At 34.4% G+C, this 18,632-nt stretch carries 8 protein-coding genes; 5 read left to right on the plus strand and 3 right to left on the minus strand.

The window, feature by feature from the left end; translation table 11 throughout:
- Positions 1–73: 73 nt before the first annotated feature.
- The 3 genes from ruvC to D1816_RS19545 form a co-directional block, all read right to left on the minus strand.
- A complete protein-coding gene (gene ruvC, locus D1816_RS19535; RefSeq protein ID WP_082832456.1) occupies positions 74–631 on the minus strand; it encodes a crossover junction endodeoxyribonuclease RuvC in 558 nt (185 codons plus the stop codon).
- Positions 632–688: 57 nt separating this feature from the next.
- Complete coding sequence (locus tag D1816_RS19540) at positions 689–1,168, minus strand: hypothetical protein (RefSeq protein WP_066314756.1); 480 nt, start codon at positions 1,166–1,168, stop codon at positions 689–691.
- Positions 1,169–1,276: 108 nt separating this feature from the next.
- On the minus strand, positions 1,277–3,007 hold the full coding sequence (locus D1816_RS19545; protein WP_147405136.1) for a lipopolysaccharide assembly protein LapB: 1,731 nt from the start codon (positions 3,005–3,007) through the stop codon (positions 1,277–1,279).
- Between the two features lie 491 nt (positions 3,008–3,498).
- Here D1816_RS19545 and D1816_RS19550 point away from each other — a divergent pair, with 491 nt between their 5' ends.
- From D1816_RS19550 to D1816_RS19580, 5 genes are all read left to right on the plus strand, one after another.
- Positions 3,499–4,278: a T9SS type A sorting domain-containing protein gene (locus D1816_RS19550; RefSeq protein WP_118505106.1), complete on the plus strand. Its 780-nt coding sequence runs from the start codon at positions 3,499–3,501 to the stop codon at positions 4,276–4,278.
- Between the two features lie 238 nt (positions 4,279–4,516).
- Positions 4,517–4,831, plus strand: coding sequence for a hypothetical protein (locus tag D1816_RS19555; protein WP_147405135.1), 315 nt, complete (start codon positions 4,517–4,519; stop codon positions 4,829–4,831).
- A gap of 56 nt (positions 4,832–4,887) precedes the next feature.
- On the plus strand, positions 4,888–8,262 hold the full coding sequence (locus D1816_RS19560) for a glycoside hydrolase family 9 protein (RefSeq protein ID WP_118505110.1): 3,375 nt from the start codon (positions 4,888–4,890) through the stop codon (positions 8,260–8,262).
- A gap of 675 nt (positions 8,263–8,937) precedes the next feature.
- Complete coding sequence (locus D1816_RS26165) at positions 8,938–15,582, plus strand: glycoside hydrolase family 48 protein (RefSeq protein ID WP_240338674.1); 6,645 nt, start codon at positions 8,938–8,940, stop codon at positions 15,580–15,582.
- 65 nt (positions 15,583–15,647) lie between these two features.
- A complete protein-coding gene (locus D1816_RS19580) occupies positions 15,648–18,509 on the plus strand; it encodes a cellulase family glycosylhydrolase (protein ID WP_082832465.1) in 2,862 nt (953 codons plus the stop codon).
- Positions 18,510–18,632: the final 123 nt, after the last annotated feature.

Consider the following 18,632-nt stretch of genomic DNA (forward strand, 5'->3'; position numbering starts at 1 on the left):
AATAAGAAATAGTTTAAGCAAAAAAAGACAATACATTGCGAATTTGATATTTTTGAAAATTACGATTGCCAATTCATTTTTTAACGCGTTTCTCATTTTGTTTTACAAAAGATGCCCAACCTGTATAACTTTTTCCAACAATATCGGCCCGACCCATATTGTAAAAATGACAAACTGCTGCGGCGAGACCATCGGTTGAATCAAGATTTTTAGGTAAAGTTTTAAGTTTTAAAAGACTTTGTAGCATTTTAGCAACTTGTTCTTTACTAGCATTACCATTTCCGGTAATCGCCATTTTGATTTTTTTTGGAGAATATTCTGTGATAGGAACTTCTCGACTTAAACCTGCTGCCATTGCTACTCCTTGGGCTCTTCCTAATTTTAACATGGACTGTACGTTTTTGCCAAAAAATGGAGCTTCAATAGCAATCTCATCGGGATGATAGGTGTCTATTAGTTCTATAGTACGCTCAAAAATAAGTTTGAGTTTTAAATAATGATCATCGTATTTGCCTAACTGCAACTCATTAAGTTGCAAAAAAGACATTTTTTTGTTAATTATTTTTATAAGTCCAAATCCCATGATGCTCGTTCCGGGATCAATGCCTAATATAATTTTTTCGTCGTTCAAATTTTGTATAGTATTTTGGATATTACAAAATTACGTAATTCATGTTTAGTAATACGTTTAATCGATACGTATTACAAGGGGGAGCTTGTACAATGCAGTTACAGGAGTACCACGTTTATGAGCAGGAGCCACTTTTGGGAGTGAATTAATGGCTGTTTCTAATAAATCTTTAAGATTAGGGATTTCTGACTCAATACGGTCTGGGATTTCAAAATCTTTTAAAAGGATTTGACTGTTTTTAGTAATGAGTACAGGAATCCAAACAGTATCGTTAATTCTTTTTTTTACTTTAATGGGTTGATCAGATAAAAACTGATGAAAATGTTTTGTAATTGTATTTTGAAAACATAACTCTAATTCTTCTTCGATACTGTTTTCACAAGGAACAAATAATGGGGGCTGTTCTACTTCATCCCAATTAAACTTGTCGAGTTTTTCCTTAACTAATTCTTCTTTTTTATCTTTTTTAAGAACAAAATAATTACAAGAAGAAAATGTAAATACGAGCAAGCTAATATACCAAATGCTATTCTTCATTATTTATGAACTATTTTGAGTGGCCAAACTACAGAAAATTTTAAGAGTTTAAAACACATTTGTAATTATTCTGTAAATCACGATAGTTAAGTTTTTGTATAGATGTTATTATACAATTAAATCATTTAAATGATCTTTTAAAGAAACATCTTCTGGTATGTTCATTTTCTTTTTTAGTCTTTTTCTTGCCATTTTTACAGCATGAGTAGAGACACTAAGTAATTGAGCAGATTCTTTAATAGATAAATTAAGTTTTATTAATAGACAATGCCTCATATCGTTCGTAGATAGATCTGGAAATCGGGTATGAATTTGTGCTGTAATACCGGGATATTGCGATTCTATTCTATTTTTTATAATAGTAAGATCAGAAGAGGACGATATAAATCGGCCTAGCCCTTTTTCTGCTTCGATAATTTCTTCTTTGTTGTCATATTTTATTGCCGAAGCTAAATTGTTTTTAATGGTAGTAAGTTTATTTAATCTTTCATTTACAGAGATCATGGTTGCCAAAAACTCTTCTTCGCGACTTTGGATATGATTTTCTAAGATTTTTTTCTCATTCTCTTCAAGTAATTCTACTTTTTTCTGATTCTTATTGTTTTTGTCATAAAAAACAAAGGAAAGAAATATAAACAATAGACTACAAAACCCTATAAATAGAGTGATCATAAGGTATCGTTTTTGTTTTTCGTTTTTATAAGTCAAAAAGTCATTGTCTCTAGTTAGTAATTCATTTTTATATTCTTCTTCTACTAATTGTACTTTTCCTTCAGAAATTCTGGACATATCTTTATACCCCTTACGATATAGACTATCTATTATAGTACCATATTTCTCGTAGTAATCGGCAGACATATTCCAGGATTCCATCCTTTTATATATCGCTGCAAGATTTTTGTATGAAAAAGCAATATCCATTGGGTCCTCGGGGCTTTGAATAAGTACATTTTTAAAATGGAGTATTGATTTATTTGGATTATCAAGAGAATTGTAAATTTTGCCTAGAACTAATGCATTGGTAGCGGCATACGAACTTAATTCGGGTTTATGATTCAAAATTTCTTTAGCTTCTAAAGCTTTTTCAAGAGCAAGTTTGTAGTTTCCTAAACTTCTATAAGCATCTGCTATTAAGGTCATTAAATTGGTTATTTCTCCTTTGTCTTCAGAATTTTCTATTGCCTTTAAGTTTGCACTCCACCAATTAATAGCTTGTCCATATTCTCTTTTATCAAAGTATGCAGTACCCAATTTTGAATACAATTTATATTTTAGATTGGCTTGATTTACGATGGTAGAATCTTGCAATAATTCTTTAGAATAAGCCAATACTTTATCTGGTTGCCCTAGCGCTAAATGACAATCTAAAATTTTCATTTTAGAATCTAATGCATCTTTTTTGTTTGCAAGCTTTAGTTGTATTTTGTTGGCTTTATGGTAGTATACAAGTGCTTGATAATGTAGTCTTTGGTTATCTAATATAGTTGCTTTTCTTACATATATATGTGATAGATTTTCTTCTAAATCAGGATGTTGTTTTAAAATATTCTCACTTTTGTCATATACATAATTTGCACTATCAATCATAGAATTGTTAGTGTAATAAGTTCCAAGGTTCATGAGGCTTTGTATTTCGCCCTTAGTATAGTTTATTTCTTGAGATAAAACAGTAATTTCTTTTAACAACTCTGCACTACCGATTAGGTCTTTTTTTGCCACTTCCGAAAGGCTATCAATATATTTGATTTGGAGTGATTGATTTAGAGAGTCTTGAGAGTGGATATTGCTTAACGCGAATAGTGCATAAAAGATCAGCGATTTTTTGATTAGGTGTTTCACTTGATTTTGGGGGTTTATTATATTTCTTTATTTATTTACGTATTAGAACAATAATAGTACGCTTTATGTATTCCTTTTTTCAACTATGTACCCCTAATGTATCCCAACTTTTAGTAGAATTATGTGTTTTAGAAAAGTAAATTTGAAGTGTCGCTTTGTATAGTTTAAATATTCTTATTTCGGAGCTAAGAATACTTTAAGTGAGATACAATCAAAATACATTCAATTTTTACCAACACGATAAAATCCAAGGCTATTTATTTGTCAAGTATTTTAATGATAAAACAGGTTTTGTATTAAAATAATGATTCCTTATTATTTGATATAAATATCAAGTAAAAGTACAACCTAAATCTGTAAGATAAATTAGTGTGTTATGACAATATACAGATTTATTACAGATTTGTAATGTATGTTGCAAACGAATTTTTTTGAAATCGATCTTAAAAAGACCTTACAAAAGCATATTAAATCGGCTTTTATTAAGTACTATGAATTTTTTGAAATCTATATTATTTTTATATGTTTTGTTAGTTGTTGTTGAGCAATCTATAGCTCAAACGACCGTGTATTCTTCTGCGAATAAACATGCAAAACGAAGTTTTGACTCAAACACAAATAAACAAGATTTAATCATAGATAAAGTAACTTTTAAGAATGTATCCCCCACGCTAAATATTAAAACAGACTATACAGTTAATTTAGAATGTATTGCCTCAAGTGATCGAGAAATTGCAGTTAGTTTTTGGAAAAATAATATTTGGTTAGGTAGCAAAATTGAGCGTATTTCTAAAGGTTTCCATGATAAAAAAATAACTATAAAATTATATACTGAACCAGCTTTGGGAAATGATTATATGTATAAGGCACATATTAGACCAATCGGAACAGATTGGCAAAAAGCTTTGGATACCGATCAGGTAAAGAATATATCTATTGAGACTAATGAGATTAGATCATTAAATGATGATATGTCTGATATAAATGTTTCTCAAGAAGATCTAAAGATTAATACAAAACATAAAATACCTTATATAATTACCGAAACAACAATAAAGTTGTCACCTAATCCCGCTAGAGATATAATAAATATACATAATGTAAAAGGTGCTTCATATATATATGTTTTAGATCAACAGGGAAGAGAGGTTTTAAGAACTACAGTAGAGAATAATCTAAAAAACAAGACTCTTGATATTTCGACCTTACAAGATGGTTTCTATTTTGTAGCTGTAGATAATAGGGCTATAATTAAATTTTTAAAGACATAAAATAATACAAGAATTAAAAGAACAATTCTTTTAATTAGATATCATATTAAACACAAACTCAAATTTACCTAAAATGAAAAAAATTAAAATAAATACACTTTTTTAAAGTAAAAAGTAACCTTCAGTTGTTATTTAAATATAGGACGCTAACAAACATCACACAGAATAGCAATACCACAACGCTATTTAAAATTGAAACGCAAATTCAGTCCTAATGAAAACTAACAAAAAGTTCTTGGTGTCATGGTATCCAAGAATGATTTCTTTTATTTTCTTATTGATGCTATTTCAATCTGGATTTTCTCTGATGTGCAGAGATTCAGTATTGGAAGAGATAGCTGTAGATGTTGAAAATGACTTTTTCGAAAGTCAAGGTAAGGAAGTCATAATATATCCAAATCCAGAATTTCATACAATTTTTATTGATGGTATAATACCAGATTCAAGTCTGACTCTGAGTAACGCCTTTGTTATTTCTTTATTTAATGATAATCTAACAGATTATGTTTTAAGTATTGATAATACCTCTTGGTATATGTTGCCTGCGTCTTAAAAAAGTAATCAAAATTTTTAAAATACTAAATAATTAATTCTTTAAAACCTTTACATATGAAAAAGATAATTAGATCAAGTGCAATACTGTTATTGTGTTTGATGTGTGGCACAATGACTGCGCAGTTTAACTATGGCGAAGCCTTGCAAAAGTCGCTTTTCTTCTACGAAGTTCAGCAATCGGGTAAGTTGCCGAGTTGGAACCGAGTAAGCTGGCGAGGAGATTCTACCATGGAAGATGGATCTGATGTTGGATTAGACCTAAACGGGGGTTGGTTTGATGCAGGAGATCATGTTAAATTCAATTTTCCAATGGCATTTAGTGTTACTTCTTTAGCTTGGGGAGGTATTGAATTTGAAGATGCTTATCGAGATAGTGGTCAATTAGATATTCTAAAAAGAAATCTTCGTTTTGTTACCGATTATTTTATAAAGTGCCATACCGCACCAAATGAACTATATGGTCAGGTAGGTAATGGTGGTATTGATCATGGATGGTGGGGCTCACCAGAAGTGTATCCTAGAGCAAGACCATCATATAAAATTGATGCAGCTAATCCAGGTTCTGATCTTGCTGCTGAAACTGCAGCGGCAATGGCAGCCATGAGTATCTTAATAAAATCAGATGACCCTACTTATAGCGCAACTTTAGTAGAACATGCAAAACAACTATACGATTTTGCCGATACTTATAGAGATGAATACTCAAACTCTATTACAGATGCAGCGGGTTTTTATAGATCTTTTAGTAGCTATAATGATGAAATAGTTTGGGGAGCAATTTGGATGTATAAAGCAACAAATGATACAAAGTATTTGACAAAAGCAGAAGCAGAATATGATAACCTTCAGAAAGAAGGACAAAGTACTACTTCTAAATATAAAGAAGCTTTTTCCTGGGATGATAAAGCATATGGATGTTATTTATTATTAGCCCAGATAACGGGAAAAGATAGATATGTACAAGATATTGAGCGTAATCTGGATTATTTTGCTCATAACGTAAATGGAGAATCAGTTCCCACTACACCTGGTGGACTTCCACATCTTAGACAATGGGGTACAATTAGATATGCGTCTAATCAATCTTTATTAGCTTTAATTTATGGAGATAAAGTAACTACAGATCCTGTTAAGCAAGCTAGATATACAGGTTTCGCAAAAAGAATGGTAGACTATGCTTTAGGAGATAATCCTATTAATAGAAGTTTCATGAATGGTTTTGGGAACAATCCTGCCAACGATCCGCATCATAGAGGAAATAGTGGAAACTGGACGAATAGCGATAGTGGCCCACCAACAGCAGCAAGTCATATTCTTTACGGAGCAGTGGTAGGAGGACCAAAAGAACCAAATAATGATAGTTTTGTTGATGATAGAGGAGAATTTGTAGCGAATGAGGTTGCCTGTGATTACAACGCATGTATCACTGGTGTTTTAGCCAGAATGTATGGAAAGTTTGGAGGAAACCCATTAACTGATTTTCCAGTTGATGAAATTCCTAGTAGAGCCGAGATTCGTTCATTTTCAAAATTTAATAGTAATAATGCATTTGGAACTACCATTAGTATAAATATTCAAAACAGAAGTGCTTGGCCTGCAAGAGTTACAGATAAATTAAGTTATAGATATTACTTTGATATAGCTGAGGGTGTTGCTGCTGGAAAAACAATAGCAGATTATGATATTTCACTTAATGGAATTGGTGGTAATGCAACTATGACTATTAAGCCAGCAGGAGGAAGTGTGTATTATGCCGAAATCATAAATCTACCTTCAATTGCTCCTACAGGAGATCCTGCATTTAGAACAGAAACACAAATTAATATTAGAGTAGCAAACGGTGTGCCTTATGATACTGCAAATGATTGGTCTGCTCAAGGGCTAGCTAATGGGGCAGTAGAAAGTGTGAATATTCCGGTATATGATAATGGTGTTTTGGTATTTGGTAATGAGCCTGATGGAGGAAACACACCAACAGCGTCATTTACTGCAACACCAGAATCAGGAATTGCACCTCTAGAAGTTAGTTTTGACGCTACAGCATCTTCAGATCCAAATGGAGATACGCTCACATACTCTTGGGACTTTGGTAACGGAGGAACGTCAACATCAGTAACTCCAAAAGTTACTTTTACAGAAATCAAAACCTATACAGTTACCCTTATTGTAAGTGATGGAACGAATACTTCAACACCTGTAACAAAAGATATTGTAGTTTCAGATGGTAATATTGCGCCAGTAGCTAATTTTACTGCTACGCCAACAGCTGGTATTGCTCCTGTAACAGTTAGTTTTGATGGTTCTGCATCTACCGATGAAAATGGAGATACATTAACTTATGCATGGGATTTCGGAGATGGAAACACTGCAGTTGGTGCTACGGCTACTCATATTTATGCTTTAGTAGGAGATTATACAGCGACATTAACAGTAAGTGATGGTAGCAAAACAGGAACAACAACCGAGGTTATCAAAGTTACCGATGGCAGTCCAATTGCATCTTTTACAGTTAGTGCAGAGTCAGGAGTTGCTCCATTAACAGTTAGTTTTGATGGGTCAGGATCTGTAGATCCCACAGGTGGTACGCTTACTTATTCTTGGGATTTAGGAAATGGAGAAACGGCAACTACTGCAACAGCTACTACAACATATACGACAATTGGTCAATTTATAGCAACACTTACAGTAACTAATGCTACAGGAGATTCGTCTGTAACTACCAAAACGATTAACGTTACCGATGGTAATACAAGTTGTGCTTTTGGAGCTCCTTTAGCAAATCCTTTACCAACAATTCCGAATGCTGCTTATACAAATATTTATGTTTTGGGAACTGGTGGTCCTGATCTTAGTAACGTTACTAATTTTACAATTAATTGGGATTTAGCCAATAATGGTTTATGGCAATTCTCTATGAATACAAACGATGGTGTTCCAAGTTGGTGGAACAATTTCTTGCCAATAGTGACACAAAATTTTAATGCAGCAGAACCAGCAATTACAATAACAGGTTCAGGATTTACAGGATTAGATGGAGAGTATTGGGCGACAATGGATGCAGATAATTTTGTATTGGTTTCTAAGACAGGAGGATTTACTATCTACTTTAGCACAGCTACTACCGCTCCTAATTGTGGTGCGGCTATTGCAAAAACAATTGCAGTTGCTGATGTGGTTATAAGTCCTAATCCTGCAACAAACTTTATAAATGTATCTATCCGCAACAATGCTGCAAAAAGTACTAGTGATATCATTGATGTACGAGTTAGATTATTTAATCTAACAGGAGCGGTTGTTAAAACACAACACATTAAAAATAGAAGTGAAAATGTATTACCTGTCGAAGATTTGGAGCCGGGAATATATATACTAGAGACTTATGATTCTGTATTAAAACAAAGAACACAGAACAAAGTAATTCTTCAGTAAACAATTTTTTTAATTAAAAAAAGAGAGAGGTTTTTCTCCTCTCTCTTTTTAACTAACTAAAGCGTACAAATCTTGTAAGCTCTTTTGAATTAAAAATCTATAAAAGAGATATTTAGGTTTTATAAATAAGTCTTTTTGCTCAAATCTTTGAGTTAGAATAAAAAAACTGACTTTTTTTAAAGTAAAAAGGAAGCCTTAGTTGTTATTAATATAGAACACAAACAAACTTAAAAATAGAATAGCAATTACCACAACGCTATTCAAAAGCTAAACTCTAATTAATTAAGAACTTAATCCTTATGATGATCAATTACATGACCTTGATACTAGCTTGTCAATGTATAAGCATCTTTACCTTATTTAAGATACTGTATCGTTTAAAACTTTCCTGTAAAACAATCAGCGAAAAAATAAATTGAATCTAAAGGATAATTCTTCTTATGAATTTACGCAAACAAGCATAATTGACTAGTTCTCTTTTTTGATAGATAAATAGTTGGTTAACTCATTGTGTAAACTAAATAGTGAATCTTAAAACCCTATAAATATGAAAAAAATGAATGAAAAAGAAGCAATAACTACAATGATTATTGCACTTAATGTTAATGATATAAACCAATTATTAACAAAAAAAATATAACCCCCTCAAACTTTTAAAATAAAACTAGAACGATTATGAAAAACATTATTAGATCGGGTACAGTATTATTATTGTATTTGATGTGTAGTACGATGACTGCACAATTTAATTATGGAGAAGCCTTGCAAAAGTCCCTATTATTTTATGAGACTCAGCAGTCAGGTGTTCTACCAGATTGGAATAGAATTAGTTGGCGATCGAATTCTGGAGTCAATGACGGAAAAGATGTAGGTCTTGACCTTACCGGTGGATGGAATGATGCTGGAGATCACGTAAAATTTGGATTTCCAATGGCATTTTCTGTCACAGCACTTAACTGGGGATTTTTAGAATATAAAGATGGTTACGATGCTGCGCAGCAGACAGAGCACTTTAAAAGAAACGTTAAATGGGTGACAGATTATTTTATAAAATGTCACCCATCACCTAATGTTTTTTATGCTCAGGTAGCCGATAGTAAATCACAAGATCATAACTTTTGGATGCCGGCAGAAATGGTTGATGTACACCCAATGTATGGTCAACGTAAATCTTATGCATTAACAACTACTAAGCCAGGAACAGAAGTTGCTTGTGAAACAGCAGCAGCATTAGCCTCAGCTAGTATAATTTTTAAAGATAGTGATCCTGCATATAGTGCAACATTGCTAAGACATGCAAAAGAATTATATGAATTTGGAGATAAATATAGAGGATTATATAATGAAGATGGAGGGATTCCAGCTACAGGAACATATTCTTCGGGTAATTTTCAAGACGAATTAGCTTGGGGTGCACTTTGGTTGTATAAAGCAACAGGAGAGCAGAAATATTTAGATAAGGCTGAAGCAGAATATGCACAACCAGATTTTTTATGGAGTCTTGTTTGGGAAGATAAGTCTTATGGTAATATGGTTTTATTATCAATTATTACTGGAAAAGAAAAGTACAAAGCAGATGCCGAACGTCATTTAGACTGGTGGCAAAAAGGTGGAGGAGTAAGTTACTCTCCAGGAGGTCAAGCACACTTGACACAATGGGGATCTTTGCGTCATGCAATGAATGCTTCTTTAACCGCATTAATATATAGTGATAATGTGGCTACACCTAAAAAACAGCAATATCATGATTTTGCTGTATCTCAGGTAAGATATGCATTAGGTGATAACCCTAATAATAGAAGTTTAGTTACAGGTTTTGGTGTAAATCCACCAACAAAACCACATCATAGAGGTCAACATGCAAGTTGGTCAAGAAGTTCTGCTAACCCAGTAGAATCAAGACACACAATGTGGGGAGCTTTAATGGGAGGTCCTATGGCTGCAAATGATGCTTTTGTAGAAGATAGAGATGATTTCCAAGCGAACGAAGTTGCTACCGATTATAATGCTTGTTATCAGGGAGTATTAGCAAGAATGGTTATGGAATTTGGAGGTACACCACTACCAAACTTTCCACAACCTGAGAAAGCAGGTATAGAATTTATCAACGAAGCTAAAATTAACAATGACCAATCTCGATTTACTGAGGTTGCAATTTGGTTAAATAACCGTTCTGCTTGGCCTGCAAGAGTTGCAAATAAATTAACTGCACGTTATTTTGTTGACATTTCTGAAGGGATTGCAGCTGGTTTTAGCGCTAGTGATTATACCCTTATAGCTCGTGGAGCAGGTTCTACAACATCACCAAACTTACAGGTGTGGGATGCAGGAAGTAATATTTACTATGCTGAAATAGAAGTTGATAAAGATAAAATGCCTTTCCCAGGAGGGCAAGGAGAATATAGAAGTGAAATTCAACTAAGAGTTTCTTTACCTAATGACGCACCTGTTGCAGCATGGGATGCTTCTAATGATTTTTCATACACAGGATTAAATAATAATCTGAAGATTTCTGAGAATATTCCTATCTATGTAGATGGAGTACTTACTGGTGGTAAAGAGCCAAATGGAGGTGATACACCTACAGCTTCATTTACAGCTACTCCAGAGTCAGGAGTTTCCCCATTAGAAGTTAGTTTTGATGCTAGTGCTTCTTCAGATCCTAATGGTGATGCGATCACATATTCTTGGGATTTTGGTAATGGAGAGACATCAACATTAGTTACACCTAAAGTTACTTTTACAGATATAAAAACGTATACAGTAACACTTACTGTAAGTGATGGTACTAATGTATCTAGTGCAGTGACAAAGGATATTGTAGTTTCTGATGGAAATATAGCACCAGTTGCTAATTTTACGGCTACCCCAACAGCAGGTATTGCTCCTGTAACGGTTAGTTTTGATGCATCTACTTCTACAGATGAGAATGGAGATACATTAACATACGCTTGGGATTTCGGAGATGGAAATACCGGAGTTGGAGTTACTGCCAATCATATCTATGCATTAATAGGAGAATATACAGCTACTTTAACAGTAAGCGATGGTAGTAAGACAGGAACATCTACACAAGTTATTAAGGTAACCGATGGTAGTCCTGTTGCTTCGTTTACAACAGATGCAGAATCAGGAGTAGCACCATTAGCAGTTAGTTTTGATGCTTCTGGATCTGTTGATCCAATAGGAGGAACTCTTACGTATGCTTGGGATTTTGGTAATGGTGAGACAGCTGCTACTGCAGTTGCTTCTACTATTTTTACAACAGTGGGGCAATTTACAGTAACACTTACAGTTACAAATGCAGCTGGTGATACAGCTGTTGAAACTAAAACAATTAATGTAACCGATGGTAGTGTAAGTTGTGCTTTTGGAACACCAACAGCAGATGCTCTGCCAGCTGTTAATAGTGCATTTGAAAATATCTTTGTTTTAGGAGAGAATGGACCAAATCTTGATAACGTTACTAATTTTACAATCAATTGGGATCTTTCTAATAATGGATTATACCAATTTTCAATGAATACAACAGATGGTAATCCTTCTTATTATGTTGATTTCTTACCAAAAGTTACACAAAACTTTAATGCTGCAGAACCATCAATTACAATTACAGGTTCTGGGTTTACAGGATTAGATGGTGAATATTGGGCAACAATAGATGCTGGTAATTTTGTATTGGTTTCAAAAACAGGAGGGTTTACTTTATATTTCAGTGGATCAGCTACAGCACCAGATTGCGGAACAACTACACCAAACCCTACAGTTAATGGAGGAGTACTTGCAGGAGGTCCTTTTACGTTTACAGTTGGAGATGGTATCGCAGATAACGTTTCAGGAATAACATTAACAGATACGGTAGGAGATACAAATCAGTGGATAGTAACTGATGCAGCAGGTAAGATTTTAGGATTACCAGCTTCTCCAGAAGTAGTTGATTTTGATGGAGCTGGAGTAGGAAGTTGCTTTATTTATAATGTAACATATAACGGATCAATTACAGGTCTTACTGCAGATGCATTAATTTCAGGCTTATCAGGAGATTTTGATCTTTCAAACAGTATAGAAGTTGTAAGAAACCCAGTAGTAACAAATCCAACAGTTGATGGAGGAGTACTTGCAGGAGGTCCTTTTACGTTTACAGTTGGAGATGGTATCGCAGATAACGTTTCAGGAGTAACATTAACAGGTACCGTAGGAGATACAAATCAGTGGATAGTAACTGATGCAGCAGGTAAGATTTTAGGATTACCAGCTTCTCCAGAAGTAGTTGATTTTGATGGAGCTGGAGTAGGAAGTTGCTTTATTTATAATGTAACATATAACGGATCAATTACAGGTCTTACTGCAGATGCATTAATTTCAGGCTTATCAGGAGATTTTGATCTTTCAAATAGTATTGAAGTAGTAAGAAACCCAGTTTCGACAGGAGGAGATTGTACTTTTGGAGCTCCGTTGGCTAATGCATTACCAGCACTTAATTCAAAGTATGAGAATATATTTGTTCTAGGTACAGGAGGTCCAAATCTTGATAATGTTACTAATTTAACAATCAATTGGGATCTTTCAAATAATGGATTATATCAATTTTCTATGAATACCAACAATGGTACTCCAGATTGGTATAATGATTTCTTACCAAAAGTAACTCAAACGTTTAATGCAGCACAGCCGGCGATTACAATTGCAGGTTCTGGATTTACAGGATTAGATGGTGAATATTGGGCAACAGAAGATGCTGGTAATTTCGTGTTAGTTTCAAAAACAGGAGGATTTACTATTTACTTTAGTACATCTGCTACAGCACCTGATTGTGGTGGAAGTAATCCAACCAATAATGCACCAGTTGCTAGTCTTTCTGCAACACCAGTTACAGGAGAATTACCATTACTAGTTACTTTTGATGCTTCTGCTTCTACAGATGCTGATGGAGATGCATTATCGTATAGCTGGGATTTCGGTGACACAAACACTGCAACTGGAGTAACAGCAGAACATACGTATTCTACTAAAGGAGATTATACAGCTACATTAACAGTAGCAGATGGAAACGGAGGAGAAGATCAAGCAAAAATCACAATCAAAGTAACTGATGGTGATATTATAATAGATCCACCAACAGGAGATAATATATATATTGATCGTTTTACTGAAATGAGGAATGAGATCTATGACCCTGCAAATGGTTATTTTAGTGCAGATGGATCTCCACATCACTCAATAGAATCTTTAATTGTTGAGGCTCCAGATCATGGTCATGAGTCTACAAGTGAATTGTATTCATATTGGTTATGGTTAGAGGTTATGAATGGTAGAATTACCAAAGATTGGAAGCCTGTAAATGATGTTTGGAATAAGATAGAGCAATTTATCATTCCTACAACAGCAGATCAGCCAACTAATGCGGCATACAACCCTTCTTCACCAGCAGCTTATGCAAGTGAGTTCCCATTACCAAGTAACTATCCTGCACCACTTAATTTTAGTGCTCCTGTAGGTGTAGATCCGGTTTCTTCGGATTTAACATCAACATACGGCGCTGATATTTACCAGATGCACTGGTTATTAGATAATGATAACTTTTATGGATATGGTAACAGAGGTGATGGTGTAAGTACACCTTCTTATATCAATACTTTCCAAAGAGGAGAACAAGAGTCGGTATATGAAACTGTACCTCATCCATCTTGGGAAGCATTTAACTGGGGAGGAACAAATGGATTCTTACCAATTTTTATTGAAGATCAGAGTTATGCAAAGCAATGGAGATATACAAGTGCTCCTGATGCAGATGCAAGAGCGGTACAAGCAATGTACTGGGCTCAAGAATATGCTAAAGAGCAAGGTGCTAGTTTAGGAAGTTTAGATTTAGATAAAGCTACCAAAATGGGAGATTTCTTAAGACTTTCTATGTTTGATAAGTACTTTAAGCCTCTTGGAGTACAAAGTGCTACGACTGGAGCAGGTACTGGATATGATAGTGCTCATTACTTAATGTCTTGGTATATGTCTTGGGGAGGATCAGCAGATCCAGCTTCTCAATGGGCATTTAGAATCAGTTCAAGTCACTGTCATTTCGGATATCAAAACCCTGTTGCTGCATATGCATTAACACAGGTAGATGAACTAAAACCGAAATCTCAAAATGGTACAAGAGATTGGAACGAGAGTCTTAAAAGACAAATGGAATTCTATACTTGGTTACAGTCTAAAGAAGGTGCTATCGCTGGTGGTGCTACCAACAGTTGGAATGGAGACTACAGTGCATACCCTGCAGGTAAATCTACATTCTATGATATGGCGTACGATAAAGATCCTGTATATCACGATCCAGGAAGTGGAACTTGGTTTGGATGGCAAGCTTGGTCTATGGAAAGAGTAGCAGAATACTACTATATTTCTAATGACCCTATGGCTAAAAATCTAATGGATAAATGGGCTACTTGGGTAAAAAGTGAAGTAAAACTTATCGGAAACGATGATTTTGAAATCCCTGCTACTCTAGAGTGGACTGGTGAGCCAGATACTTGGAATGCAGCAAGCCCAGGAAGTAATAGTGGTCTTAGCGTTAAAGTTGTAAGTTATAGCCAAGATCTTGGTGTTGCAGCTTCTATGGCAAAAGCACTTATCTATTATGCGGCAGCTACTAAAAAGTACGGTACTGTAGATGCTGAGTCTCGTGATTTAGCTAAAGAAGTATTAGATAGAATGTGGGTGACGTATAGAGATGATAAAGGAGTTTCTGCTCCTGAAAGTAGAGGAGACTACAAAAGAATCTTTGAAGAAGAAGTACATATCCCTGCAGGATTTACTGGTAAAATGGCTAATGGTGATGATATCAAGCCAGGAGTATCTTTCTTAGATATTAGATCAGGATTAAAAAATGATCCAGATTATGCTAGACTAAAAACTGCTTATGATGCTGGTACTGATTTTACACAACGTTACCACAGAACTTGGGCACAAATGGAAGTTGCTCTAGCAAATGCAGAATACGGTTTCTTCTTTGGAGATAATGCGAAGACACCTTCGGCTCCGTCAAAAACAACTTTTGATGTAAAGATGAGTCCAAACCCTGCTAAAAACTTTGTAACAATTTCTGTTAATAGTAATGAAGCTAAAAATAGTGCTCAGAGTGCTAAAATTCAAGTAGAAATATATAACCTTTTAGGAAATAAAGTTAAAGTTCAGAACATAGACAACGTAGAAAGACAAACTCGTGTGGATGTAACTGGATTAGCTCCTGGAATGTATATTGTAAATACTTTTGATGTTATTTCTAACAAAAGAAATTCAAGCAAACTAATAATTGAAAACTAGTTTAATTAAATATGAGAGAGGTTGTACAACCTCTCTCTTTTAATTTTTTGCTAAAATCTAATGAAATGAAAAACACTATTTTAAATATAAAACAGTCACTAGCTTTATTGGTAGTGATATTTGCAGTTGGACTGATATCAAAAATATCAGCACAGCAGCAAAATTTCTTGACCGTAAAAGGTAATAAGTTATATGACGTTCAAGGTAAAGAAGTTCGATTAACAGGAGTAAATTGGTTTGGTTTTGAAACCCAAAATTATTTTCCTCATGGGATTTGGTCTCGTGATATGAAAAGTGTATTACAACAGATCAAAGATCTTGGTTTTAATACCATAAGAGTGCCTTGGGCCAATGAAATGCTTAATCCAGGATCAACAATTGCAATTAATTCATATGGTACAGATCCTTATACAGGAATATCTCCTATGAATGAAGAAGAGACAAAAGTGACCAAACCTATTGAATTAATGGACATTTTTGTAAAATGGTGTCAAGAAAATGATATGAAAATCGTTCTTGATAACCATTCTAGAGCTGCAGATGGTTTTTTGAATGAAGAAGTTTGGTATACACCAGAATATTCAGAAGAAAGATGGATTAAAGATTGGGTTTTTATTGCTGATCGTTACAAAGATTATTCTGCTGTAGTAGCAATGGATTTAAATAATGAGCCTCATGGTTCTTCTTGGGGAAATAGTAATCCGGCAACAGACTGGAACAAAGCCGCAGAACGTTGTGGAAATGCTGTTTTAAAGGCAAATCCTAATGTTTTAATCATCATAGAAGGTGTAGGAGAGTTTGAAGGAAATTCATATTGGTGGGGTGGACAACTTATGGGTGCGAGAAAATACCCAATTCAATTATCTGACCCAAGTAAATTAATGTATTCTGCTCACGAATATGGACCAGAAGTAGCGCAACAAGATTGGTTTACAGCTGCAGATTTTCCTCAAAATATGCCACAAATATGGAAAGATAACTATCATTACTTATACGAAGAAGAAACTTCGCCACTATTTGTGGGAGAGTTTGGTATAAAAGAACAGGATGCATTTGGAGGTATCGCCTACACATGGTTTACAGAGTTTACAGACTTTATGGGAGATATCTATTCTTGGACATTTTGGAGTATGAATCCTAACTCTGGCGATACAGGAGGAATTTTACAAGATGACTGGACATCAGTAAACCAATGGAAATTAGATGTGTTGAAAACACATTTTGCGCCTTTAATCCCAAATGTAGTAGGTGGATCTAACCCAACAGTAAATGGAGGAACAATTGCCGGAGGACCTTTTGTTTTTACAGTAGGTGATGGTATTGCAGATAATGTTTCAGGAGTAACTATTACAGGTACAGTTGGAGACACAAATCAATGGATTGTTACAGATGCACAAGGTAAAATACTTGGCTTACCAGCTAGACCAGAAGATGTAGATTTTGATGGAGCTGGAGTAGGAAGTTGTTTTATTTATAATGTAACCTATAATGGTACGATAAGCGGTCTTGCTGCTAATCAAAATATTTCAGGATTATCAGGAACTTTTGATCTTTCTAATAGAATTGAAGTAGTAAGAAATGCTGTAGTAGTAACAGATGGAGGTACAGTGGCTACAGATGGTGGATTAACTGCCGTAACAACTATAACAGGAGATGGTATTGCCGATGTAATCGTATTTACAAATACAAGTGCAGCAACTGCTAATTATATTTATTTAATTACAGACGAAGCTGGAAAGGTTTTGACAACAGAAACAACATCACATGATTTTGAAGGTGTTTCTGTAGGGATATGTAAAGTATATGGATTATCATACACAGGAACTCTTAATGTTATTGGTAAAAATGTAACAGCAACAGACCTTTCAGATGGTAGTTTTTCAGTATCAACAAATTCTATTGTAGTAACTAGAGAAGAGCAAGGCACTACAGTTAATGGAGGAGTCATTGCAGGTGGACCTTTCACATTTACAGTTGGTGATGGTATTGCAGATAATGTTTCTGGAGTTACTTTAACAGGTACAGTAGGAGAAACAAATCAGTGGATCGTTACTGATGCACAAGGTAAAATTCTTGGATTGCCACCAACACCAGAAGCTGTTGATTTTGATGGAGCTGGAGTAGGAAGTTGCTTTATTTATAATGTAACCTATAACGGAGCTATCACAGGGCTTGCTGCAGATGCTTTGATCTCAGCATTAAACGGTGATTTTGATCTTTCTAATAGTATAGAGGTAATCAGAATTCCTGTATCATCAGGAGGAGATTGTTCTTTTGGAGCTCCTTTGGCTAATGCATTACCAACAATTGGTAATGTATCTTATAATGATGTTCATGTTTTAGGAACTGGTGGTCCTGATCTTAGTAATGTAACCAATTTTACAATTAATTGGGATCTTGCTAATAATGGATTATGGCAATTGTCTATGAATACAAATAATGGAGCACCAAGCTGGTGGGTTAATTTGTTAAGTAATATCACTACTCAGAATTTTAATGCTGCACAACCTTCTATTACACTTTCTGGAACTGGATTCTCTAATCTTGATGGATCATATTATGCTACTCAAGATGGAGATAATTTTGCATTAGTTTCAATAGGTGGTGGTTTCACTATTTATTTCAGTAATAGTGCAACAGCTCCTGTTTGTGAAGATGCTCCTAAAGGTCAAATAGTAGAAGGATTAACCGTGAAAGCACTTACAAACCCTGTTCAGGATAAATTAGTGATAAGAGGTAATGATTTCTTAGACGGTACTGCTGTAAATATTGTCAATATTGCTGGTAAAGTAATGAAAACAATGCAAGTACAATCAAAAGTGAAAGAAATAGAACTTAATACATCAGATCTTCCGATAGGAATTTATTTTGTACAGTTTAACAGTTTGAAAGGAAACATACAAACTATGAAAATAGCTAAGATGTAAATGTATTCTTAAAACCATTTAGACATATCTGAAGGAAGCTATGGGGCTTTAAATAGCTTCCTTCTTTTAAAAAATGATTTGAGTGAGATATGAACTTTTTCTGAATAAGAAAAAAACTAAACC

The organism is Aquimarina sp. AD10 (genome assembly GCF_003443715.1).
GTDB lineage: Bacteria > Bacteroidota > Bacteroidia > Flavobacteriales > Flavobacteriaceae > Aquimarina > Aquimarina aggregata.

Bases quoted from the DNA above. Each gene is read 5' to 3' on its own strand.
- D1816_RS19540 (WP_066314756.1), bottom strand. From the start codon at position 1,168: ATGAAGAATAGCATTTGGTATATTAGCTTGCTCGTATTTACATTTTCT.
- D1816_RS19550 (WP_118505106.1), top strand. From the start codon at position 3,499: ATGAATTTTTTGAAATCTATATTATTTTTATATGTTTTGTTAGTTGTT.
- D1816_RS19560 (WP_118505110.1), top strand. From the start codon at position 4,888: ATGAAAAAGATAATTAGATCAAGTGCAATACTGTTATTGTGTTTGATG.
- D1816_RS26165 (WP_240338674.1), top strand. From the start codon at position 8,938: ATGAAAAACATTATTAGATCGGGTACAGTATTATTATTGTATTTGATG.
- D1816_RS19580 (WP_082832465.1), top strand. From the start codon at position 15,648: ATGAAAAACACTATTTTAAATATAAAACAGTCACTAGCTTTATTGGTA.